Below are 20,875 nucleotides of genomic sequence, written 5' to 3'. Positions count from 1 at the left end.
TGTAGTAAAAAGCGAATCTTAAAATTCACTTTTTATTTATTCAGGCTGATACCAGGTATTTAACAGATCAAGCATCGCTGAAACCTTATCAAAGCATTCTTGATATTCCGCATCACAATCTGAAGAAATGGTAATACCACCACCGGCCCATAAAGAAATATCTTCCTGATACTTTTGAATCGAGCGAATCAGAATATTCCAGGAGCCAGTGCCATCGAAATTGAAATAGCCCATAGAACCACAGTAAGCACCACGTGGTGCACCCTCAAGTTCTTCAATAATCTGCATGGCCCGAATTTTGGGTGCGCCTGTAATCGAGCCACCTGGAAGAGCAGACATGAGTACTTCAAAAGGATTGATATCTGCTTTTAAAGTCGCTTCAACTTCACTGACCATATGATGAACTTGATTGAAGCTTTCAATACTAAATAATTTCGGTGTTTTGACCGAGCCTGTTTCGGCATAAACACTTAAATCATTACGTAATAAATCCACAATCATGACATTTTCTGCCTGATCTTTTTCTGAGGCTTTTAGGGTCTGTCTGGATTGTTCATCGAGCACTGGATCAGTAAAACGGGGCATTGTGCCTTTAATCGGTTTGGTAATAATTTTTCGCTTCGTTTCAAAATCAATGAACAACTCGGGTGAGCAGCTTAATAATTCAAAATCACCAATACGCAAATAACCCGCATAAGGCGCTTCGGTTAATGTCCAGAAGGCTTGGGCGGTTGCTAAGAGGGAACCTTGTGCGCGACCATTAAATTCTTGTGTCAGATTAATCTGATAGCAGTCACCTGCAATAATATAATCCTGAATTTTCTGAAATGCCTTGCTGTAGACCGTTTTGGTCCAGCGTGAAGTACAAGGGCTTATTAACTGAAACGTCGGACGAATTTTATTTTGATTAAGTAAGTTCTGAATATAATCGAAGATCTGCTCTGCCTGTGGATCATCACTATAGAACATCCATCCCTCAGAGCTTAGTTTAATATAGGAAGAAAATTGACCGATAAATAAACCAGGTTGAGAGCGGTCCGGATACTGAATATATTGCTGAGCCGCATAATCATAGCCAATAAAACCGACATAACCTCCATGAAATCCATTCTTGTGAGGATTTCTTAATGCATCAATTTCCAAACTAAACTCAGATGATCTGGGTTGATATTGTTCAATTTCCACTCTTTGAAACGACTGAATATGTGATTGCTGCACAATAAAATATTCTTGAGCACAGCAGGCAATAAAAGGCTGACCATTATTATTTAAATACACCAGATGCCCCAATGTCTTTAATGCGGATAATACATCTGCAACCAGAGGTGATTTAAATTTTAAGGGGCGATGATAGAGAGCTTCGGTCATTCAGTTAAGCAGAGTTCAATATGACTCGCTATTTTATATCAAGAAGACAGGAAAATATTTTTAAATCATCAAATACCGTTTATCGGTAAGCATCGGATTGCGACCAACAACAGTTGATCAAAATCTGACTCAACGCTAAGTTAAGTGGGCTAGCAAATTACTCAAGGAAAGATGCTTAAGCTGTCAGAAAATAAAAAATACAGCCTAAACACTGAGTAATTCACAACCAAAAAAAATAGTACTCTTGGGAGAGTAAACAATGAAAAAATTCACAAAATTAGTTCTGGCGACTTCAGTTGCATTTAGTGCCAATGCGATGGCGATGCAAGCAATGGATGATGCATCTCTAAGCGCGACAACGGGTCAAGATGGTATCAACATTGGGATTGGTATTTCCAAAGTTGAAATTGAAAAAATGTATATTCATGATAATGATGGTTTGGCTGCAAACTCAACTTATGGTTATACACCAATTAGCATAAGTGACCTTGGTGTAGTAACTCCAGGTACAGCTGTAAGTAACGCTGTTAATGGTGGGACTAATAGCGGAGCTGCTGGTGCATTGGCTATTGATGGTATTACTATTACTGCGAATTATGATGCACTTCTATCATCTCGTAATTTGATGGATTTGAAAATTGACAGTGATGGTAGTTCAGATGGTGCATTCCTTAACATTGCTGCTGCAGTTTCAGGTCTTGATATTGATATTGGCGAGATCAGCGTTGCAAGATCAGGTGATGTGAATGCAACAGGCATTCGTCGCGGAGTGGCTGACGGTTCTGAAAAGGCAATCTTAAGTGGCTTAAGAATTAAGACAGGTCAAATGGCTGCTAACATTCAATTAGGTTCTTCACCTCAAGGTGCAATGATTTTACTTGATACAACAATGGTTGGTGGTTTAACGATTGAAGATCTAGGTATTTTGGATAACGCAGGTGGTGGTCAAGTGACTTTGGGCAAAATCCAGGTGGCTGATGCAAACAGTACAGATTTAGCGATCGAAGCAAAAATTTCTGTGACTACAGATGGTTTAGAAATTACCAGTGTTAAAGATGCGAACTTTGCAGGTACAGATATTTATATCCAAGGTGTTCACTTAGGTGCGGCAGCTCCGTCTTATGCTAACGTTACGCGTGGTACAAATGTAGGTGGATCTATCGGTGATGTAGAAATTCAAGGGATGAAAACCTCCTACGGTAATAAATTTACAGGCTATATTCCTGGATCAATTATTACTGTTTCAGGTCGTTAATATTCTATAAAAAAGCGCGTGTTGACACGCGCTTTTTTTATGACTGAAGCATTTATCCAAAAAATAAAAAAAATGCTGTATTTTTTTGAAAAAGAAGGTATCTTTCTAGTTACAGGGAAGTAGAGTGAATACTCTATAAAAAGAAAAATAGGCACATCATGCCCATATAAGAAAAGTTAATAATTATGTTAGAGATCGCGTTGGGCTCGGCATTGATGTATTACGCTGCCAAAGAAGCTCTGGATATCAAAAAACAGCCCTTGGGTGCTGTTCACTATACTGAAGTTCTCGACTCAAGAAATGATTCCTTTGTACGCATGCACCGTGAAGCTGTGCAGGTTAAACCGGCAATTCTGGATCAATTTCAAGGTATTGTACGTCAGGCTTATGATTATAGTTGTGGCTCGGCAGCGTTGACCACCTTGCTTAATGGATATATCGGTACGCAGCTAGACGAACAGCAAGTCATGAACGGACTGATGAAATTCGGTGAAACTGACAAAATTATTGAACGCCGTAGTTTCTCTCTGCTTGATATGAAGCGTTTTGTCTCAGCTTTGGGGCTAGAAAGTGGAGGCTATCGAGGGGAATTCAAAGATTTAGTCCAGCAAAATCAGCCTGCCATCGTTCCGATTTCTTATGCCGGATTCAAACATTTCGTGGTATATAAAGGCTATAAAAATGGGCGGGTGTATGTTGCAGATCCCGCACTTGGTAACATCAGTTTCGACGAGCAGCGTTTTCAGGATGTCTGGGAAAATAACACACTATTCTTAATTAATGTGCCCGAGCAATATCGTAAAAACTTCCTGGCCTTAAAAGAAGCAGACATGCGTCATGTAGAAGATGCCACGATTAATCGTTATGCCCTGGTTGATATGCAGTATCCACAATTCTATATGGATAAAATTGCCGACAAAGCTTCCACGATCCGTATGGACCGCAACCGTAATACAGAATCAGAGAAATTTGGGGAATATCAATATAATTTCCTCAGGCTGTATTACAAGAATAAATAAAACGAAAAAACAGTAATAAAAATTAAAATGGTGAAATGGATATGAACAGTAAATGGATGAACAAGACGTTCTTGGCACTGAGCATTCAAATGGTAATGGGCGTTGCATTTGCTGCAGAAGAGCCAGCACTGGGTGAATACGAAACGGTTGATGAGGAAGTTGTTGTTGAAACGACTACACCTGTACAGGCCGAAACTGAGCAAGTGGAAATACAGGCTTCAGAGGACTCCGAACTAGGAGAATATGAAACAGTTGAAGAAGCAGTGAGCGAAACTGCTGTAGCTGTAGACACTCAGACCAGCCAGGTCCTAGATGCATCTCAGGCTTTACAGAAACAGGAAGGTGACGCCACTCAGGCGGCTAATCTGGAAGAAGTGTTTACTTCAAATGAACGTCAGTACTCACTTATCAAAAAAGGTGAGATTTCATCATATTATGATCTTGATTATACCTACTATCGAGATACTCAACTTGATATAGAAATGGCTCAGGGGCAATTATATCAACTGCGTGTACAAGAGAATGCCACGCATAATATGACCAATACGTTTACTTTCCAATATGGGGTGAAAGATAACCTGACCCTAACTGCATCTTTGCCTTTAGTCGCCAAGACCGACCTGTTGAAAGATACTTCTACTGCCGGACTGGGCGATATCAGTCTGGGAGCACGTTGGGAACCGTTTCCATTAAAAGCTGGCCGTCTACCTTTAATTCTGTTTGGTAATCTATCAACAAAAACTGGCGATAGTCCCTATGAAATCAATGCAGCGACAGATCTGGCAGCCGGAAAGGGTTATTACTCGGCAGGGATAGGTGCCAGTACACGTAAATATATTGATCCGGTGGTGCTGTTTGCATCGGTTTCTGCCAACTATGGCTTTAAAGAATCAGGCCTGAACCAGCGTCGTGGTAGCCGGATTATTGAAGAGTTTGACCCTGGGATTAGTGGGGGCTTTGCCTTTGGTTTCGCATATTCATTTAACTATGATGTGTCGATGACCATGTCCTATCAGCAAAGCTTTAATACCGGTGCAGAATTTAGCTATAACACAGGGGAAAGCTACTCTGCTGCGGATCAGACCAGTTCTACTTTTGCAATCTCATTAGGGGTACGGGTTTCTCCCGAAACAATTGTGAATGGTACCGTCGGCTTAGGGCTGACCGAAGATGCGCCAGATGTTTCGCTGGGATTGTCATTCCCGCTTGATATTTTAGGTTTTGGTAAAAAAATCAGTTAATAGGGGTGTCGTATGAAAAACATTCGACTTAGCCCGTTATTAACAGGAATTATTCTTGCGGGCTGTTCAAGTTATACCTTTGCACAATTGGGAACCAACCTTTCGGTTGATTTACGTGCCTTGTCTATGGGGAATGCCGTTACTGCGGATCCTCCTGGAGTCAATGCAATTCACTTTAACCCGGCTGCACTGACTAAAATTGATGGTTTGCAAACCGAACAGCAGATTATTGTGGCAAATTTTGATATCCAGCGTGAGTTTACGGTACCGGCTGGCTATAACGTATTTGGCTACTCTGATGATCCTGTTGTCTGTAATGATGGACCTGAAGTTTCATCTGATCTATGTACTGATTTTAAAGGTCCAGTCAGTGGGGATGTGGAGTATGTCAGCCTCTATGTACCTTTTCTGAAAAAAATGGTGGATTTAGGTGAAGGCCTTCCTTTGGCTGCGCCAACTATGGGGATCGCTTATAACCCACCTGGATCTAAAGCAACTTATGCAACCGCAGTGTATGCACCTTTAGTCGCTGGTTTTGGTCATGAAGATGGTAATCCGGCAAATTTTATGGGGCAGCAGGTTGCTTTAGAGCGGATTACTTACCTGTCGCCATCGATTGGTTATGAGGTCAATGACCAGTTGTCGATTGGTGCTTCTATCGGAATGTCTTATCAAGCCATCGGGATGAAGACGGATTTACGTTTTCCGAATGAGCTGATCGGCATGTTGCGTATGATCGATGAGGTTGTCTGTACGCCGTTTAAAGAAAATTCTGACATTATTACCGATATTCTATTGCTGGGAATCTGTAATGCCGATGAAGGCATGAATCCTTTTGGCAAGTTTGGCCAGATGCAATTGTCACTCGAGCAGAATTTAAGTCCAAGCTATAACCTGGGAATCTTGTGGGAGCCGCGCGAAGACTTTAGCTTTGGAATGGTCTATCAAAGTGCAGCGAAAATGCGCTTAAAAGGTAAATATCATATTGATAATGCCAAAGCACCGCAGGAAATGATCAAGGGTCTAATGACCTCGCCGACTGGGCAGATTCTAGCAGCTATTCTTGGATTTCCTAACTATATACCATCGAGTGAATCGGGTCTGGTGTCGATGGATTTTGAATATCCGGCGCATTTTCAGGCAGGTATCAAATATAAAGTCATGCCAGATTTACAGGTAAATTTTGATATTGGCTGGACAGACTACAAGGTCTGGGACGAGTTTAAATTTGAGTTTGACCGTACCATTTCGGCCTTGAAAATTGCCAAAATTTTGTCTGCCAATGTCACTGATTCTACGCTGGCTTTACCGATGGGTTTTGAATCGCCGTGGAACTTCGGTATTGGGATGGAGTATTCGGCCACAGACCGTTTGAAACTTCGGGCCGGTTATGAGCCAAGAACCAGTGCTATTCCAAAAAACAAGCGTAATACCATGATACCTATTAATGGTGCACAGTTATTTGGACTAGGTGTGGGCTATCGTTTTGATGCTGATACTGATCTGGACCTTTCTATTGGTTTCTTGCGTAGTAAAGACAATATTCCAGCAAATACCAGTAGTTTGGCCAACCAGACTGGAGTGAATAACCTGTTATTAAATCCATATGCCGGTTTAAACGTGAAAACAGATACCAAGATTACAATTTTAGGTTTGAACTATCGCACTCGTTGGTAAGGAAGAAATGATCAAGACAGGGAAAATTGGATGGAAAGTGGTACTGGCATTGAGTCTGGTACCCTGGTCTTTTGATATAAGCGCTAAAGAATTTATTACGATTATTGGTCCAGATGGGCGACCATTGGTCGTGCCACGTCATACGAATCCAGCAAATAAAACCGAAGAAAACCCCCCATTATCAAAAAAAATGGTAGTTGCAGTGGTTCAGTCACCTGCTGTAAAGCAAAACTTAGAAACAGGGCCGGTCATAAAAAATAGCTCAATGCAACTTCAGCCGGATCATAATACGCTTGTACAACCAGTACAACCAGTACAACCAGTACAACCAGTACAACCAGTACAACCAGTACAACCAGTACAACCAGTACAACCAGTACAACCAGTACAACCAGTACAACCACACACTGCAAAAGAACCGGCAGGGTTTAAATTATCTGTAACCCCTGACACACCGTCTCTTCAAACTCCTGAACCTATGACTTCCGTTTCAAGCACGAGGGTGCAGAAGCCAGGCTTTAGTCAGATTGAAGGGGTGGACTATGTAGATAGTGAATATCTTGAAAATAAAGAATTTAACCTGGAGGGTAAAAAGCGTTTCTACAGTATGCCGGAGGGTGTGGTCGACAAGAATATCGGATCTACCCGGATACAGACGATTGAACGTGAAAAAGGGGTGGGGCAATCGGTATTAAAATCCTTATTCCAGACACCTAGCATAGATACGGGTCCAGTGGTACTGGCACACAGTTATTATCGTATTTCCCAGACCGAGACGATAGAAAGCTTGGGCAAGCAATGTTTTAATGACAAGAAAATTAAAAAAGCCAAACAGATTAGCCGTACAAAAGAAGTCAATTTATGGCCTCGTGCGCCTTTGAAATCAGATGAGTTCGATTTTGAAGTGGTTAAATTAACATCAGATCTTAAAAATATTCAGCTTCACTCTTATGCTTCACGGCAGAAAAATCCCACCTATTATTGGCCTTTTGTGGTCTTTTTAGACAATAAGGGCTGTGTGCTGGAAGGAGCTGGCGGTTTTAAAAATCAGGAAGGGCCAGCAAATATGATTCAGCATGAGCGTATAGAAGGCATTATTCAGATTCCTGCACAAACTGGATATGTGTTATTGACGCCTTTGGCCTCAGCCATAGATGTTGAAGACAAGATGCTCACGAATTATGGACAACTAAAACTAGTCGCCATTCGATAAGGACTATTCGAGTATAACAAGATGAAAAATAAAATATTATATCCATTTGCTTTAACTACACTTTTGACTGCACTTACAGGATGTGGTGGGGAGAGTGCCAATGTGATTCCAGAAAAAAATAATGAAGCCACAACTAATGGAACATGCACAGCAGGCACCGATAATTGTGTGGAATGGGGGCTTGAATATCCACTGGATGGCTTGAACTTTAACTGTAGCGGCGATAAAGAAAATACCTTTATTACCCTATTTGATAGTAATGCGGGCGTGGCTTCCGGAACCTGTCAAAAAACAGATGAAATCGAATTTTATATACAGGGCTTTAGTTCAAGCAAGATTATGTTGGGTAAACTTAAGCTCAGTGATTATGCCTCTTTCAGTACCCAGACTCAGTTACCGCGTTTAAGTGTGGTGGATATTGCAAAAGGGATTACGGGGCGTCGGGTGAATAATTTGGATCAGAGCGATCCGACCATCCAGGTGGCGATGCATCTGGTTAAAATTCTGCAAGCTCTGGCGTTACAAGAAGGCCGCATTGTGAATCCAACCGATGTGCAGCCCTTGTATATTACCGAAGAAATGCGCAAAGACCTGGGTAAACTGAATGGCAATATCAGCCTAACCGATGCCAACTTTGCTACAAAAATTAAGGATTTTATAGATATTAGCCAGATTTCGGATGAAGCAGCGTTTGCCACAGTCAAAAAACTGGTAACCATTGCCAATGCTGCAGTTTATCAGCCGGAATTTTCACTATTTTCAACCTCGGGTGTGGTGGGCAGCAACCTGACAGGTTCAGATGGACTGGTGGGATGTAATAAAGCCCCTTGTGATATTAAGGACAGGAATACCAAGCATCTGTTTGGGCATTTTATGCTGATTACCGATCGTCAGGGTTATACTTTTGGCAGTGGCCTGCAGTGGCGTGATAGCCAGTTAAAACTGCCTGCCAAAAACCTGTCTTCATTAGGCGGAATTAATGCCGAACTTATCCGTAATGTGAAACCTGTGCAAATGACGGCCGATCCGCAAAGTTCATGGATTCATCCGACCAGCAAAACCATTAGCACCCCTTATCGCCTTAATATTGCAAATAATGCCACTCAGCTGGAACTGTATCAGGGGCGTTTGCTGAATGATTATGTGATTGCGGGTAAAGACGCTTTTTATAAAATGGTCACTGGACAGAAAGAAGTGACTCCAGCCGATTTAGGTTTGTGGCGTTTGGAGGCAGATGGTGATCAATATAATGGCAGTATTGATTTATATAAAATTTTCCCAATCAGCTATTTAGATCGTGCGGTATTTAAAACAGAGCAGAATGTAGCCAGTGGCGAAAAATATATTTTTCCGATGTATGCCAATCTGCAGTTTAAGTTTAGTGATACGACAGTTAGCCCAATCACTGTGGGAATTGTGATTGACAGTAATGGTGATGTACGCACCAATATGCAGTCTGCAAGCAATCTTGCGACCGATCCGGTAGCGGGCTGTCAGGGTGATGTACTGGATAGCAACCTATTACTGAATGGCGTACAACAATACCGTCTCGGGACTTTAGGACGTGCATTTGTGTCTGACAAATCGGTGTCAATGCGTCTGATTTTGGCTAATGAAAAATTAGGTGATTTGAATGGTGCATTGGTTGGGGTAGATTCACGTATAGCGACTTCTGCAAACTCAAATGATACGATTGTCATTGGCGGTGCGCTGCTGAACTTGTCCAATGTACTGGATACTGCTGTGGGTCAGAATGGCCGGGTATCTTTCCTGAATTCGGTTGGCGATGGGGTGCAGTGGGCCAATACCTATGCCAGTTTCCAGAAGATTTATAACAATAACAACGAGGATGAAACCTCGGATGACATTAGTCTGGCAAAACGTGGCGGCGGGTCTGTTGAGTTCAAGCTTGCAGATTGTTACCGGGTAAAAGCGAAACAATAGTTTCCGGAATATAAAAAAATCCCATCTGCGTATGGGATTTTTTTATGCGTGATGAATAGAGAGAAATTTAACCGGTATGATCCAGACGTGAGCCTAATGTTTCCAGATGCATCGGGAAAATATTCTGTTTACGGTCTTCAAAATAATGTCTCAGCGTATGTTCCACACTCGGGAACGCCAGCTCGGTCCAGGGAATATCTGCTTCATCGAACAGCCACGTTTCTATGGTTTCTTCACCTGCACCAAATTTTCCATCAATCAGGTTGGCTTTAAACAACACATAAATCTGGCCAATACGTGGAATGTTATACATACAATACAGCTGCTCAATCTCGACTTCGGCTTCAGCTTCTTCACGGGTTTCCCGTGCAGCGCCTTGCTCCATGGTTTCAAACAGTTCCATATAGCCGGCCGGCAGAGTCCATAAACCGTAACGCGGCTCAATGGCGCGGCGGCACAGCAGGACTTTATTGTTCCAGAGAACCAAAGCACCGCATATTACTTTCGGATTAATATAATGAATAGAGCCGCATGAATTACACACGCTGCGAACTTGCTGGTCGCCCAAAGGAACTTTTTCGGTCGTTTTATGTCCACAATTCACACAGAAGTTCATATTCATCATCAATGATAAAATTAAGCTCAGGATAACTGAAAAATCAAAATTTGGCATCATTTCTATCCCGCTGAATCAAAAATCAGCTATGATGAAATTATGATCATGTTTAGGGCTGAAAGAATGGATGCGCGTGAGTTGACACAAAAGTTGCAGCAACGATTACGCTTTTCCAGGCGTATTCGATCTGCGCATGCTGCCGTGTTGATTGCGATCACCGATGAAGCTGATCCCAAAGTATTGCTGACCCGCCGTTCGGCTTATTTGAATAATCATGCCGGAGAGGTTTCGTTTCCGGGTGGCAAGCGCGATCCACAAGATACCAGCAATATTGTCGTGGCTTTAAGAGAAGCCTATGAGGAAACGGCATTAAATCCCTTTGATGTGCAGCTGATGGGGGACTTGCCCATGCAGAAAGCCCGTAATGGCATGCTGGTTAAGCCGATTGTCGGGCTGATTCCGCCGCAAGTGCAGCTGATTCCGCAACCAACGGAAATCGACCGGATTTTCTTTGCCTCATTGCAACATTTGCTTGAAGCCACGCCCACACCTTATGAAGTCCGCTTTGCCCAGCAATCTTTATATTTTCCAAGTATGCGGGTAGAAAATGAAGTGGTCTGGGGATTGACGGCACGTATGCTGATTTCTTTGTTCCAGTATGGATTGGATTATAAAAAAGACTGGCCATTCCTGCTCAATTCACCAAGTTTTAAACGCTCCAAATTTTTTTAACCATTGAACAGGATTTTATCAATGTTGTATAAATTTCAGGGACACACACCGACTGCTACACAGCAGCCATGGGATGGCTGGGTCGCACCAACTGCAACAGTAATTGGACAAGTCGAACTCGGGCAACAGGTCAGCATCTGGTTTGGTGCTGTGGTACGGGCAGATAACAGTAAAATTAAACTGGGTGATTTCAGCAATGTGCAGGAAAATGCCGTGCTGCATACTGATGCCGGTATTGAGATGCAAATTGGAAATTATGTCACCATCGGACATCAGGCCATGTTACATGGCTGTACCATTGGTGATAATAGCCTGATCGGGATTCAGGCGGTGATTCTGAATCATGCGGTGATTGGCAAGAATTGTATTATTGGGGCCAATGCCCTGATTCCTGAAGGCAAGATCATTCCGGATAATTCGGTGGTGATGGGTTCACCGGGCAAAGTGGTAAAAACGCTGGATCAAGACAGTATTCAAAAGCTGAAAATGAGTGCCCTGCACTATGCCGGGCATTTTCAGAAATTTCAGGATCTGGAACAAATTCAGCTTTAATACGATGTTCTAGAAAATCATGATAAGCCTAGAATTTTCTAGGCATTTTTGTATCTGTTTCGGGAAAATCTCGCGTAGCGGATATGAGTGGAGTATCATATCCGCGTTTTTTATATTCTCTGAATTAAGGTTGTGCATGAAAGTGCTGGCATTGGAGACTGCCAATGAGCAGTGTTCCGTCTCTGTGATCGATGATACTCAAGAACTATTTTTTCAGCTTGATGCGCGCGCCAAGGCACAAACGCAAACGATTCTCCCAATGATTGAACAAGGTCTGCAAGATCTTGGGCTGGCGATTGGTGATTTAACCGCGATTGCTTTTAGTCGTGGTCCGGGTTCTTTTAGCGGCGTGCGGATTAATGCCGCAGTCACGCAGGCGCTGGCCTGGTCAAATGATGTGCCGGTGATTCCGGTGTCGACTTTACAGGCCTTGGCGCAGGCAGCTTACCGTGTACATGGTCTGACTGAAGTTTCTGCCGTGTTAGATGCACGCATGAGCGAAGTTTATATCGCGAGCTATCAACTGGATGCAGAGGGGATCATGCAGCCGGTCGATGAAGAACAATTATTAAGTTATGCCGAAGGCAGTCAAGCTGTTCGGTTTACGCCGGTGGGCTCTGGTGCTGAGCTGGTACAAACTGAAGCTTCAATGTATAAAAATGTGCATGCGACCGCACAGGATATTGCCAGCATCGCACGTGCAGCAGCACACACAGAAAACTGGGTCAGTGCAGAATTGGCGCTGCCGGTGTATTTACGTGATAACGCGTGGAAAAAAATTCCTGAACAAGGCAAAGCATAATTAATTAGGATAAAGCATGGATCTTTTACTGCTACTCAAAGCGGCAATCATGGGTATTATCGAAGGTATTACCGAATTTTTGCCGATTTCCAGTACTGGCCATTTAATTTTGGCATCAGAATTAATGAATTTCTGGACCAAGGAAAAGAGTGATGTATTCGTCATTGCCATTCAAATGGGTGCCATTGCAGCGGTAATTTATGAATATTGGGCCCGTCTTTGGGGAGCAGCAACCGGAATTGTCAGCGGTGAGCCACAGGGTCGTCGCTTAGGGATCGGCCTGATTTTGGCCTCGATTCCAATTATATTGATTGGACTGACCTTGGGGCAAACGGTCAAACAGTTTCTGTTTAATGATATTGCCATTGCCATTGGTTTGATTGTGGGTGGCCTGATCATTATCTGGATTGAAAAACATCCGCCTCAAGTTCGTGCACATGAAGTTGAAGATCTCAGTATTAAAGATGCCATCTGGATTGGTCTGATTCAGGTCTTGTCCTTGATTCCGGGAACCTCTCGTTCAGGTGCGACCATTATCGGTGCGATGTTTTTAGGTGTATCACGTAAGGCCGCGACTGAATTTTCATTCTTTCTGGGTATTCCGGTCATTATTGGTGCCGGCCTGCTGGATCTTTATCAAAGTTATGATGTGCTAAATACTACTGAAGACTGGGCCGTGATCGGGGTCGGGCTTCTGGTTTCTTTTATTTCGGCACTGTTACTCATCCGCGCGCTGGTGGCTTATGTCGCTAAACGCGACTTTATGATCTTTGCCTGGTATCGTATTGCTTCGGGTCTGCTGATTTTATTATTTGCCTATACAGGTTGGAAATTATGGTAAGCGCGATTCGCTTATATGCCGAATCTGACGATCAACAGAAAGCACAGCACTTCGGGGCTGTGCTTTCTTCTCGTGGGGTGCAGGTCGAAATTGAAACGGTTGAAAAACTCAATGCACGTTTCTTTCGTCTGAATCCTGAACTGGCCTTATGTGTGGATGAGAATGGACTTTGGCTTTGTGCCCATGGCATGAAAATGCAACCGGACTGGCAAGCCGAGACCGGACGTTTAAAACGTGCATCTTTAAAATCTGAAATGATTGCACGTGCCTGTCATTTAGCCGAGAAACCGAGCTTGATCGATGCCACCGCGGGTCTGGGACATGACAGTTTATTGATGGCGCATTTAGGTGCCCAAGTCACGCTGGTCGAACGACATCCCATATTATTTACTTTACTTGAAGATACCCATACCCGTGCACAATCTGATGTATTTCTGAGTCAAGTCGTATCACGGATTCAACTGGTCTTTTCTGATTCAGCCGATTATCTGAAGCAGCAAGCCGAGCAGCATCGAACTGTAGATGTGGTCTATCTGGATCCGATGTTCCCGCAGCGGGATCAGAACCAGCAGGCGGTTAAGAAACAGGCGCAAGTCAAAAAACAGATGCAGCTCTTGCACATGCTCTTGCCTGAAGATGGCGAAATGGATCTGGGTGATAACCTGTTGGAATTGGCGCAAAAAATTGCCAAACGTGTGGTGGTCAAACGTCCACGTCTGGCGGTGTTTTTGGCAGAAAAAGAACCTCATCATCAATGGCAGGGTGATGCCTGCCGTTTTGATGCATATTTTCAGCATGAACTTGTGGCTGAATAAGATAATTGTTTCAATATTAAGCAAGGATTTGTTGTATATTTAACAATTGGCATTGATAAAACCGTTATCAAGCATAAACTTATTCAGCACCTTAGCGAGCCACTGATCTCCTTGAAATTCTATGATCGACTTTAAACCCTCCATTAATTTTTGGCACGATTTTAAGAGCAACCAAATTGCCGGGATGTGGTTATTTCTGGGATCTCGGCGTTCATTGCAACTGGTTCGTCCATCGATCATGCAATTGGTGTTCTGGGGGATTCTGGGTGGTTGTGCCAACAGCCTATTTAGCTGGCTCAGTTCAGGCCGTATGGGAGATTTTAACTCTCAAGGTCTGATTAGTTATGCACTTTGGCCTTTTATTGCGCTGATTGTGGGTATCTTTCTGTCGCAACGGATCAATAACCTGCGTTTGATGCTGGTGCCGGCATTGTTATGGCTGGTTTTAGATACTCATATCATGCTGTTCCAGTGCCTGATTCAATATCTGGGCGATCTGGACTATCTGCCTTATATCCTCTATGACTATATTCCGACCCTGTTTGTCATGCTGTTTGTCTGGCAAAGTCTGGCTGTGGTCTGGGTAATTTCACGTGAATTAAAATGGCCGTGGTGGGAACGTGCGCTGATTATGCTGGCGACCCTGTTTACGCTGGTGGTCTGGCAAATTTCAGTCAAAGATCAACCGATCTGGAAAGTAGAAGAAATTCCACCGAGCTTTGCCGAAGATGCATTTTATGCGCAGCCAATTTTGCTGAACAAAGCCCTGGAAAATATCGAATACGGTGAATTTGCCCAATCGCACTGGTATTTTATGGGCGTGGCTGGCGCAAGTTATCAGGATGTATTTCATTCTGAAATTGAGAGGATTAAAGAGCAGTTTGATACCCGTTTTGGCACTTATGGCCGTTCTATTGCTTTGGTCAATCATCCGGCGACACGTACCACCATGCCGATTGCCTCCAAAACCAGTATGGAACTGGCATTGCGCCGTATGGGCCAGCAGATGAACCGTGAAAGTGATGTGTTATTTTTATATATGACCTCTCATGGTCTGCCAAATGTGTTTGAAATGGAAAATGCGCCGCTGGATTTGGCCCAGGTCGATCCAAAATGGTTACGTGAAACGCTGGATGCAGCAGGCATTCGCTGGCGTGTGATTGTGATCTCGGCCTGTTTTTCCGGCAGCTTTGCTTCGGCCCTGCAGAATGACAATACCCTGGTGATTACGGCTTCGGCCGCCGACCGTCAGTCTTTTGGCTGCTCCAATGAAGCGGATTATACCTATTTTGGCCGTGCATTCTTTGATGAAGCGATGCGTGAAAATAGCAGTCTGCAAGCCGCGTTCGAACAGGCCAAAGCGACCGTGGCAAAATGGGAGTCAGCACAAGGCTTTGAGCCTTCAGAGCCGCAATGGGTGATTGGCAAAAATATGCAATTGATGTTGCCACAGCTGGAACAACGTTTATTTCCGCAAACCAGTACGATGACACAATCACCTTAGATCAATGTCATCAGTAGATATGCTGCAATCATAAGGAATATGCCATGGAACTCGTACAGAACAATAGAAGCTTTGAAGGTGAACAGCGGATTTATCGCTTTGATTCGAAAGCACTGAAAACATCCACCAAATTTGGCATTTATCTGCCGCCTCAAGCCCTAGAAGGTCATAGCTGTCCGGCATTGTTTTATCTGGCAGGCTTGACCTGTACCGAGGAAACCTTTGCGATTAAGGCACATGCACAGCGTCTGGCAGCACAATTGGGCCTGATTTTAATCACACCGGATACATCGCCACGCGGTGAAGCTGTGGCAGAAGGCGATCACTGGGATATTGGTCAGGGAGCAGGTTTTTATATCAATGCTACCGAAGCGCCGTGGGCTGAACATTATCAGATGGAAAGCTTCATCGTCGATGAACTCTATGCGCTGGTCATTGAAGAGTTTGTGATTCAGCCGGGTAAGATTGGCATATTCGGTCACAGTATGGGCGGACATGGTGCATTAACTCTGGCTTTTAAATATCCAGAAAAATTTAGTTCAGTTTCGGCTTTTGCACCGATCTGTGCACCAAGCCAATGTCCTTGGGGAGACAAAGCTTTCTCGAATTATCTGGGTGAAAACCGTGAAGAATGGCTCAAGCATGATGCGACTGCACTGGTTAAAGAGAAAGGTGTCTTATTCGCTGACATCCTGATTGATCAGGGTTTTTCAGACCAGTTCTATAGCCAGCTGAATCCGGCGCTGTTCCAGCAGGCCTGTGATGCCGTGAACCAGTCGCTGACCTTGCGTGAACATCAGGGTTATGATCATGGCTATTACTTTATTCAAAGTTTTATGGATGACCATCTACAGTTTCATGCGGTACAGCTTCAGCCTTAAACTCAAAACTGCTGGCACAAAAAAGCCCTACTAGATATAAGATCATCAGGGCTTTTTATCGCTTATCTTTGCCAGTCTGCTGTTAAATCTTCCTGTCCCATGCGAATGAGATGATCCAGAACCACATTTTCCAGTTTATCGAAATCGGTAGATTCATCGCTACTTTGGATGGTCACCAGCAAGTGCTCAGTCTGAGGAACTAACATCACCTCTGCACTCGGAAAATGAATCAGGAACTGCTGGTCTGTTTCTTCGATGGTAAACTTATGCTTCCAGTGATTGGCCAGGCGTTTCGCAAGGCGCTGCGCCTGTTGAGTCTGGATCTGGGCGGTACTTTGCATTCTTACTCCTCTAAACTTTTTATCCTTGTCAGGACTTTAAACCAAATTGAAAGGCATTCATAAGCCTTAAAGCGTTACACAGCGTTTTATTCTTGCAACATCAAGGTCACAGTAGCCGGACTGGATTTGATATAATGAGAAAAATCCAATTTTAGCTAGCCAGGTTCTCCCATGTCCAAGCCATATTTAATTGCACCTTCAATTTTATCTGCCGATTTCGCCCGATTAGGTGAAGAAGTCGAGAACGTCTTGGCAGCAGGGGCAGATGTTGTTCATTTTGATGTGATGGATAATCATTATGTACCGAATCTAACTTTTGGTGCAGGCGTTTGTAAGGCATTGAAAAACTATGGGATCAAAGCCCCGATTGATGTGCATTTGATGGTGAAACCGGTAGATCGTATGATCGGGGATTTCCTTGAAGCAGGTGCCGATATCATTACCTTCCACCCGGAAGCATCTGACCATATTGACCGTTCTTTACAGTTGATCAAATCGGGTGGTGCAAAAGCCGGTTTAGTCTTTAACCCGGCCACACCGCTGCATTATCTGGATTATGTATTAGATAAAGTAGATCAAATTCTGTTGATGAGTGTGAACCCGGGTTTTGGTGGACAGAAATTCATTCCGATGACTTTGGATAAACTGCGTCAGGCCCGTAAACTGATCGATGCTTCAGGGCGTGATATTCAGCTGGAAGTCGATGGCGGTGTTACCCCAAGCAATATTCGTGCAATTGCCGAAGCGGGTGCGGATATGTTTGTCGCCGGATCTGCTATTTTTGGCAAGCCGGATTATAAAGCTGTAATTGATGAAATGCGTGCAGAATTAGCCAAAGTCGGTCAGGTTCAACTCTAATCGCTAAAAAGTAGTATGCACATAAATATGTGGATAACTTTATGGATAAGTGTGTAGATATCCATGTGGGTAACCATATGGATATGTTGTGTAAAATGTAATCGTTTGTAGCCAGATTGATTATGCCTTAGACGAAATTTGTATAAAAAGAGCTCAAATTTGGTTCTTTTTATACCTTCCAACCCCTCTTGTTTAGGGGTTGTTTATTCATCACAGGTTCATAATCATGTTAAATAAAAAGTGATCAATAGGTCTTGAAATTGTATTTCATTGTGTAATCTCTTTGCTCGTTATTTAAATTTAATGGATGTGTATAACTTGATATGCTGCACTTATTTTTGTGAAATTGTTGTTGCTGAATTTGCCTGATCATAGGGGCTATTTCTGAATGATCATTTTGAATATCTACCATAATAACAGCAGCGACAAATGTCTTGAAGATTTGAGTAAGATCAGGTTAAGTTGCATCTCTAAGAGTCATGTTTTGTAAAAATCATCAGGTGTGCGTAATCTGGTTTTATAAAATTTTTTATAGGTAGGAGGAACGACCTCCCTTGTCTATTTCATGCTGAAATGCACAGGAAAAATCGTCAGGACGGCCTGATTCTTAGATAAAAGAGGAGGGCTGCATGGCCTGGATTGCACTTATATTCGCAGGTGTTTTTGAAATCGTTTGGGCATATTCCATGAAATTGTCCGAAGGATTTACCCGATTAACGCCAAGTATCATCACCATTTTCTTTATGATTCTCAGCTTTGCCTTACTGGCCTATGCCATGCGTACTTTGCCATTAGGCACAGCTTACGTGATCTGGACCGGAATCGGGGCTGTGGGTTCATTTCTGATCGGGATTTTAGTTCTGGGTGAGCCGACATCGGCCATGCGTATGCTGGCTGCAGTATTGATTATTTCCGGTCTGGTGCTGATGAAAGTATCTTCTTCATAATTTGTTTCAGCCTGTCTCGGTGAACTGAGTTAAAATAGAAAATAAACTCCGCTGATCCGGGACAGGGTGTAAGCATGAACTTAAGTTATCTCTATATGGATTCTCCGGTAGGACAGTTACGACTGGTCGCGAATGAAACCGCACTGGTGGCCGTGCTTTGGGACTGTGAACAGCCGAATCGGGTGAAACTGGCGACCTTGGTTGAAGATCCGCAGCATCCGGTATTGATTGAAACCAGACGTCAGCTTCAGGAATATTTTGCCGGTCAGCGCAATGTTTTTGACCTGCCTTTGGACTTTGCCGGTACTGATTTTCAGAAAAAAGTCTGGCAGGCCCTACTGAATATTCCCTACGGACAAACGCGAAGCTATCGCGACATTGCTGAACAGGTGGGTAATATCAAGGCGGTACGTGCCGTGGGTGCAGCCAATGGCAAAAACCCGATTTCGATTATTGCACCCTGTCATCGGGTGATTGGTCGCAGTGGCAAGCTGGTAGGATTTGCCGGTGGTTTGGATAAAAAACAAATCCTGTTAAATATTGAGCGAACGCATTAATATTTAAACACTTAAAATAAACGAAAATTAGAATATGGAACATTCTACGATACAGCTATTAAGTCCACTCTGGTCCAGCTTAGGGTGGATTCTTCTACTTTTCTTTGGCATGATTGTTTTTAAATTATTTAAGCCATTTTTAAGAAAAGTTAGGTGAGTTCACGGTCAGTACCCATGTCAAACGGTATTTAAAAGACCCTGAATTACATTCTGCTGAATGATTTGACCCTTCCAGATGGAGCAGGTGCCACCACACAAATCGATCATCTGCTATTAAGTCCTTATGGCATCTTTGTGATTGAAACCAAAAACTATAAGGGCTGGATTTTTGCAAGCGCGCGTCAGAAACAATGGACCCAGAAAATTTATAAAAACAGTTATACATTTCAAAATCCGATTCATCAAAACTATAAACACATCAAAGTTCTGGAACAATTACTGACTGATATTGTGGAGCCAGATCTTTTGCATTCCGTGATTGTATTTATGCCGGATGCGGTATTTAAAACACCAATGCCGAATGAGGTATTTCGGGGCGCAGCTTGGACCGATTATGTGAAAAGTTTTGATCAACAGATGATTTCTGAAACAAAATTAAAACGGATACAACTGCATTTAGAAAAACAGCTTTTAGAAAAATTCTGGAAAACCAATCGGAAACATGTAGAAAGCTTAAAACAGCATAAGCAGCCTTAAAATGATTTATAGAATCAAAAAAATCCTTTGAATCATTCAAAGGATTTTGCATTTACATAGTTGAAGCTTTCAGTTTTTCGGTAATCTCGGCAAGAACTTTAATCCGCTTTACTTCATCCCATAAGGCTTTGGCTTCAGGATAATGTTTCGACATCATGCCCAGCCATTGTTTGTAACGACCGACCATGCCAATTTCAGTTTTGGCGGGGCCATTGATAAAACGAATTTGCAGTTCCAGCAGTTCATTCCAGTTCATCAAAGGTGCATCCGAGTTTTGACGGATACATTGGGTCAGGTCGGGTGTGGTCACGGCACCACGGCCAATCATCAGGTCTTCGCAACCGGATTCCAGACGGCACTGTTTGGCATCGGCATTGTTCCAGATTTCACCATTGGCAATCACATTAATTTTCAATGCTTCACGGATCGGTTGTAACTGGTCCCAAAATGCAGGCGGAGTATAGCCATCGGCTTTGGTGCGCGCATGCACCGTCACCCAAGATGCTCCTGCATCTTCAATAGCATGGGCATTGTCCAGCATAAAGTTGCGATCCATATAACCCAGACGCATTTTCGCAGATACCGGAATATGCGCCGGTACTGCATCACGCACGGCTTTGACTAACTCATGCACCACTTCGGGTTCATCCAGTAAAACGGAACCGCCGCGATGACGGTTCACGGTTTTCGCAGGACAACCAAAATTCAGGTCAATCGCCGGTGCGCCCATTGCGGCAACTTTGGCTGCATTTGCTGCCAGCATTTCCGGATTATTTCCCAGAAACTGCACATGTACCGGCGTACCCGCCGCCGTCTTGCCCTCATTTAACAGTTCCGGGCAGTAACTGTGATAAACATGATCGGGCAGGATAGAGTCGGTGACACGGATAAACTCGGTCACGCACCAGTCAAAGCTACCTACGGATGTCAGCACATCACGCATAATCGGATCGGTTAAGCCTTCCATGGGAGCAAGCACAAGTTTCAACGGTGCACACCTGTAAATTTAAAACGGT

General features: G+C 43.4%; 20 protein-coding genes and 1 pseudogene. 17 read left to right on the top strand and 4 right to left on the bottom strand.

What is annotated here, in order from left to right:
• Nucleotides 1–36: 36 nt before the first annotated feature.
• Nucleotides 37–1,368 carry an anthranilate synthase component I family protein gene (locus KT990_RS01335; RefSeq protein WP_005095856.1) on the bottom strand — a complete coding sequence of 444 codons (1,332 nt, stop codon included), beginning with the start codon at nt 1,366–1,368 and terminating at the stop codon, nt 37–39.
• A gap of 259 nt (nt 1,369–1,627) precedes the next feature.
• Here KT990_RS01335 and KT990_RS01330 point away from each other — a divergent pair, with 259 nt between their 5' ends.
• From KT990_RS01330 to KT990_RS01305, 6 genes are all read left to right on the top strand, one after another.
• Nucleotides 1,628–2,623, top strand: coding sequence for a DUF6160 family protein (locus KT990_RS01330; RefSeq protein WP_218208998.1), 996 nt, complete (start codon nt 1,628–1,630; stop codon nt 2,621–2,623).
• A 185-nt stretch (nt 2,624–2,808) separates the two neighbouring features.
• Complete coding sequence (locus tag KT990_RS01325) at nt 2,809–3,642, top strand: C39 family peptidase (RefSeq protein WP_180076572.1); 834 nt, start codon at nt 2,809–2,811, stop codon at nt 3,640–3,642.
• 35 nt (nt 3,643–3,677) lie between these two features.
• A complete protein-coding gene (locus KT990_RS01320) occupies nt 3,678–4,883 on the top strand; it encodes a transporter (protein ID WP_218208997.1) in 1,206 nt (401 codons plus the stop codon).
• Between the two features lie 12 nt (nt 4,884–4,895).
• On the top strand, nt 4,896–6,560 hold the full coding sequence (locus KT990_RS01315) for an OmpP1/FadL family transporter (protein ID WP_218208996.1): 1,665 nt from the start codon (nt 4,896–4,898) through the stop codon (nt 6,558–6,560).
• Between the two features lie 7 nt (nt 6,561–6,567).
• Nucleotides 6,568–7,773: a putative pilus assembly protein FilE gene (gene filE, locus KT990_RS01310; RefSeq protein ID WP_218208995.1), complete on the top strand. Its 1,206-nt coding sequence runs from the start codon at nt 6,568–6,570 to the stop codon at nt 7,771–7,773.
• A gap of 21 nt (nt 7,774–7,794) precedes the next feature.
• The gene (locus KT990_RS01305) at nt 7,795–9,717 is read left to right on the top strand and encodes a hypothetical protein (protein WP_218208994.1); all 1,923 of its coding nucleotides are present in this window, start codon (nt 7,795–7,797) and stop codon (nt 9,715–9,717) included.
• A gap of 67 nt (nt 9,718–9,784) precedes the next feature.
• Here KT990_RS01305 and KT990_RS01300 read toward each other — a convergent pair whose 3' ends face one another.
• Entirely contained in the window at nt 9,785–10,333 is a 549-nt protein-coding gene (locus KT990_RS01300; RefSeq protein ID WP_218209365.1) for an NUDIX hydrolase, read from the bottom strand.
• A 123-nt stretch (nt 10,334–10,456) separates the two neighbouring features.
• Here KT990_RS01300 and KT990_RS01295 point away from each other — a divergent pair, with 123 nt between their 5' ends.
• The 7 genes from KT990_RS01295 (at nt 10,457) to fghA (ending at nt 16,460) form a co-directional block, all read left to right on the top strand.
• The gene (locus tag KT990_RS01295; protein WP_005095870.1) at nt 10,457–11,065 is read left to right on the top strand and encodes an NUDIX hydrolase; all 609 of its coding nucleotides are present in this window, start codon (nt 10,457–10,459) and stop codon (nt 11,063–11,065) included.
• A gap of 24 nt (nt 11,066–11,089) precedes the next feature.
• The gene (locus tag KT990_RS01290) at nt 11,090–11,617 is read left to right on the top strand and encodes a gamma carbonic anhydrase family protein (RefSeq protein ID WP_373683528.1); all 528 of its coding nucleotides are present in this window, start codon (nt 11,090–11,092) and stop codon (nt 11,615–11,617) included.
• 136 nt (nt 11,618–11,753) lie between these two features.
• Nucleotides 11,754–12,419 (top strand): tRNA (adenosine(37)-N6)-threonylcarbamoyltransferase complex dimerization subunit type 1 TsaB, encoded by a 666-nt coding sequence (tsaB, locus tag KT990_RS01285; RefSeq protein ID WP_074384091.1) that lies wholly within the window; start codon nt 11,754–11,756, stop codon nt 12,417–12,419.
• A 16-nt stretch (nt 12,420–12,435) separates the two neighbouring features.
• A complete protein-coding gene (locus KT990_RS01280; protein WP_005095875.1) occupies nt 12,436–13,260 on the top strand; it encodes an undecaprenyl-diphosphate phosphatase in 825 nt (274 codons plus the stop codon).
• A complete protein-coding gene (locus KT990_RS01275; protein ID WP_074384092.1) occupies nt 13,254–14,075 on the top strand; it encodes a class I SAM-dependent methyltransferase in 822 nt (273 codons plus the stop codon). The genes KT990_RS01280 and KT990_RS01275 overlap by 7 nt, the downstream gene beginning before the upstream one ends.
• 121 nt (nt 14,076–14,196) lie before the next feature.
• Nucleotides 14,197–15,579, top strand: coding sequence for a C13 family peptidase (locus tag KT990_RS01270; protein WP_180186232.1), 1,383 nt, complete (start codon nt 14,197–14,199; stop codon nt 15,577–15,579).
• 44 nt (nt 15,580–15,623) lie between these two features.
• Complete coding sequence (fghA, locus tag KT990_RS01265) at nt 15,624–16,460, top strand: S-formylglutathione hydrolase (RefSeq protein WP_218208993.1); 837 nt, start codon at nt 15,624–15,626, stop codon at nt 16,458–16,460.
• A 62-nt stretch (nt 16,461–16,522) separates the two neighbouring features.
• On the opposite strand, the gene KT990_RS01260 is transcribed toward fghA, so the two are convergent.
• Entirely contained in the window at nt 16,523–16,801 is a 279-nt protein-coding gene (locus tag KT990_RS01260; RefSeq protein WP_074384095.1) for a DUF2218 domain-containing protein, read from the bottom strand.
• Between the two features lie 171 nt (nt 16,802–16,972).
• Here KT990_RS01260 and rpe point away from each other — a divergent pair, with 171 nt between their 5' ends.
• The 4 genes and pseudogenes from rpe to KT990_RS01240 all read left to right on the top strand — a co-directional run bounded on the left by rpe (nt 16,973) and on the right by KT990_RS01240 (nt 19,859).
• The gene (gene rpe, locus KT990_RS01255) at nt 16,973–17,659 is read left to right on the top strand and encodes a ribulose-phosphate 3-epimerase (protein ID WP_005172476.1); all 687 of its coding nucleotides are present in this window, start codon (nt 16,973–16,975) and stop codon (nt 17,657–17,659) included.
• A 629-nt stretch (nt 17,660–18,288) separates the two neighbouring features.
• Nucleotides 18,289–18,606 (top strand): DMT family transporter, encoded by a 318-nt coding sequence (locus tag KT990_RS01250; protein ID WP_005095886.1) that lies wholly within the window; start codon nt 18,289–18,291, stop codon nt 18,604–18,606.
• A gap of 74 nt (nt 18,607–18,680) precedes the next feature.
• On the top strand, nt 18,681–19,163 hold the full coding sequence (locus KT990_RS01245) for a methylated-DNA--[protein]-cysteine S-methyltransferase (RefSeq protein WP_064097025.1): 483 nt from the start codon (nt 18,681–18,683) through the stop codon (nt 19,161–19,163).
• Between the two features lie 34 nt (nt 19,164–19,197).
• Nucleotides 19,198–19,859: pseudogene (locus KT990_RS01240) on the top strand (nuclease-related domain-containing protein).
• A 52-nt stretch (nt 19,860–19,911) separates the two neighbouring features.
• On the opposite strand, the gene KT990_RS01235 reads toward KT990_RS01240, so the two are convergent.
• A complete protein-coding gene (locus KT990_RS01235) occupies nt 19,912–20,847 on the bottom strand; it encodes a tRNA dihydrouridine synthase (RefSeq protein ID WP_218208992.1) in 936 nt (311 codons plus the stop codon).
• Between the last annotated feature and the right edge of the window lie 28 nt (nt 20,848–20,875).

This window comes from Acinetobacter sp. F9, assembly GCF_019195275.1.
Taxonomy (GTDB): Bacteria; Pseudomonadota; Gammaproteobacteria; order Pseudomonadales; family Moraxellaceae; genus Acinetobacter; species Acinetobacter pseudolwoffii.
The sequence above is the reverse complement of the archived record's forward strand: the minus strand, read 5'-3'. Positions and strand labels throughout refer to the sequence as shown.

Excerpts from the sequence above, each read along its gene's own strand:
- KT990_RS01335 (WP_005095856.1), bottom strand. The coding sequence starts at position 1,368 with ATGACCGAAGCTCTCTATCATCGCCCCTTAAAATTTAAATCACCTCTG.
- KT990_RS01330 (WP_218208998.1), top strand. The coding sequence starts at position 1,628 with ATGAAAAAATTCACAAAATTAGTTCTGGCGACTTCAGTTGCATTTAGT.
- KT990_RS01325 (WP_180076572.1), top strand. The coding sequence starts at position 2,809 with ATGTTAGAGATCGCGTTGGGCTCGGCATTGATGTATTACGCTGCCAAA.
- KT990_RS01320 (WP_218208997.1), top strand. The coding sequence starts at position 3,678 with ATGGATATGAACAGTAAATGGATGAACAAGACGTTCTTGGCACTGAGC.
- KT990_RS01315 (WP_218208996.1), top strand. The coding sequence starts at position 4,896 with ATGAAAAACATTCGACTTAGCCCGTTATTAACAGGAATTATTCTTGCG.
- filE (WP_218208995.1), top strand. The coding sequence starts at position 6,568 with ATGATCAAGACAGGGAAAATTGGATGGAAAGTGGTACTGGCATTGAGT.
- KT990_RS01305 (WP_218208994.1), top strand. The coding sequence starts at position 7,795 with ATGAAAAATAAAATATTATATCCATTTGCTTTAACTACACTTTTGACT.
- KT990_RS01300 (WP_218209365.1), bottom strand. The coding sequence starts at position 10,333 with ATGAACTTCTGTGTGAATTGTGGACATAAAACGACCGAAAAAGTTCCT.
- KT990_RS01295 (WP_005095870.1), top strand. The coding sequence starts at position 10,457 with ATGGATGCGCGTGAGTTGACACAAAAGTTGCAGCAACGATTACGCTTT.
- tsaB (WP_074384091.1), top strand. The coding sequence starts at position 11,754 with ATGAAAGTGCTGGCATTGGAGACTGCCAATGAGCAGTGTTCCGTCTCT.
- KT990_RS01280 (WP_005095875.1), top strand. The coding sequence starts at position 12,436 with ATGGATCTTTTACTGCTACTCAAAGCGGCAATCATGGGTATTATCGAA.
- KT990_RS01275 (WP_074384092.1), top strand. The coding sequence starts at position 13,254 with ATGGTAAGCGCGATTCGCTTATATGCCGAATCTGACGATCAACAGAAA.
- KT990_RS01270 (WP_180186232.1), top strand. The coding sequence starts at position 14,197 with ATGATCGACTTTAAACCCTCCATTAATTTTTGGCACGATTTTAAGAGC.
- fghA (WP_218208993.1), top strand. The coding sequence starts at position 15,624 with ATGGAACTCGTACAGAACAATAGAAGCTTTGAAGGTGAACAGCGGATT.
- KT990_RS01260 (WP_074384095.1), bottom strand. The coding sequence starts at position 16,801 with ATGCAAAGTACCGCCCAGATCCAGACTCAACAGGCGCAGCGCCTTGCG.
- rpe (WP_005172476.1), top strand. The coding sequence starts at position 16,973 with ATGTCCAAGCCATATTTAATTGCACCTTCAATTTTATCTGCCGATTTC.
- KT990_RS01250 (WP_005095886.1), top strand. The coding sequence starts at position 18,289 with ATGGCCTGGATTGCACTTATATTCGCAGGTGTTTTTGAAATCGTTTGG.
- KT990_RS01245 (WP_064097025.1), top strand. The coding sequence starts at position 18,681 with ATGAACTTAAGTTATCTCTATATGGATTCTCCGGTAGGACAGTTACGA.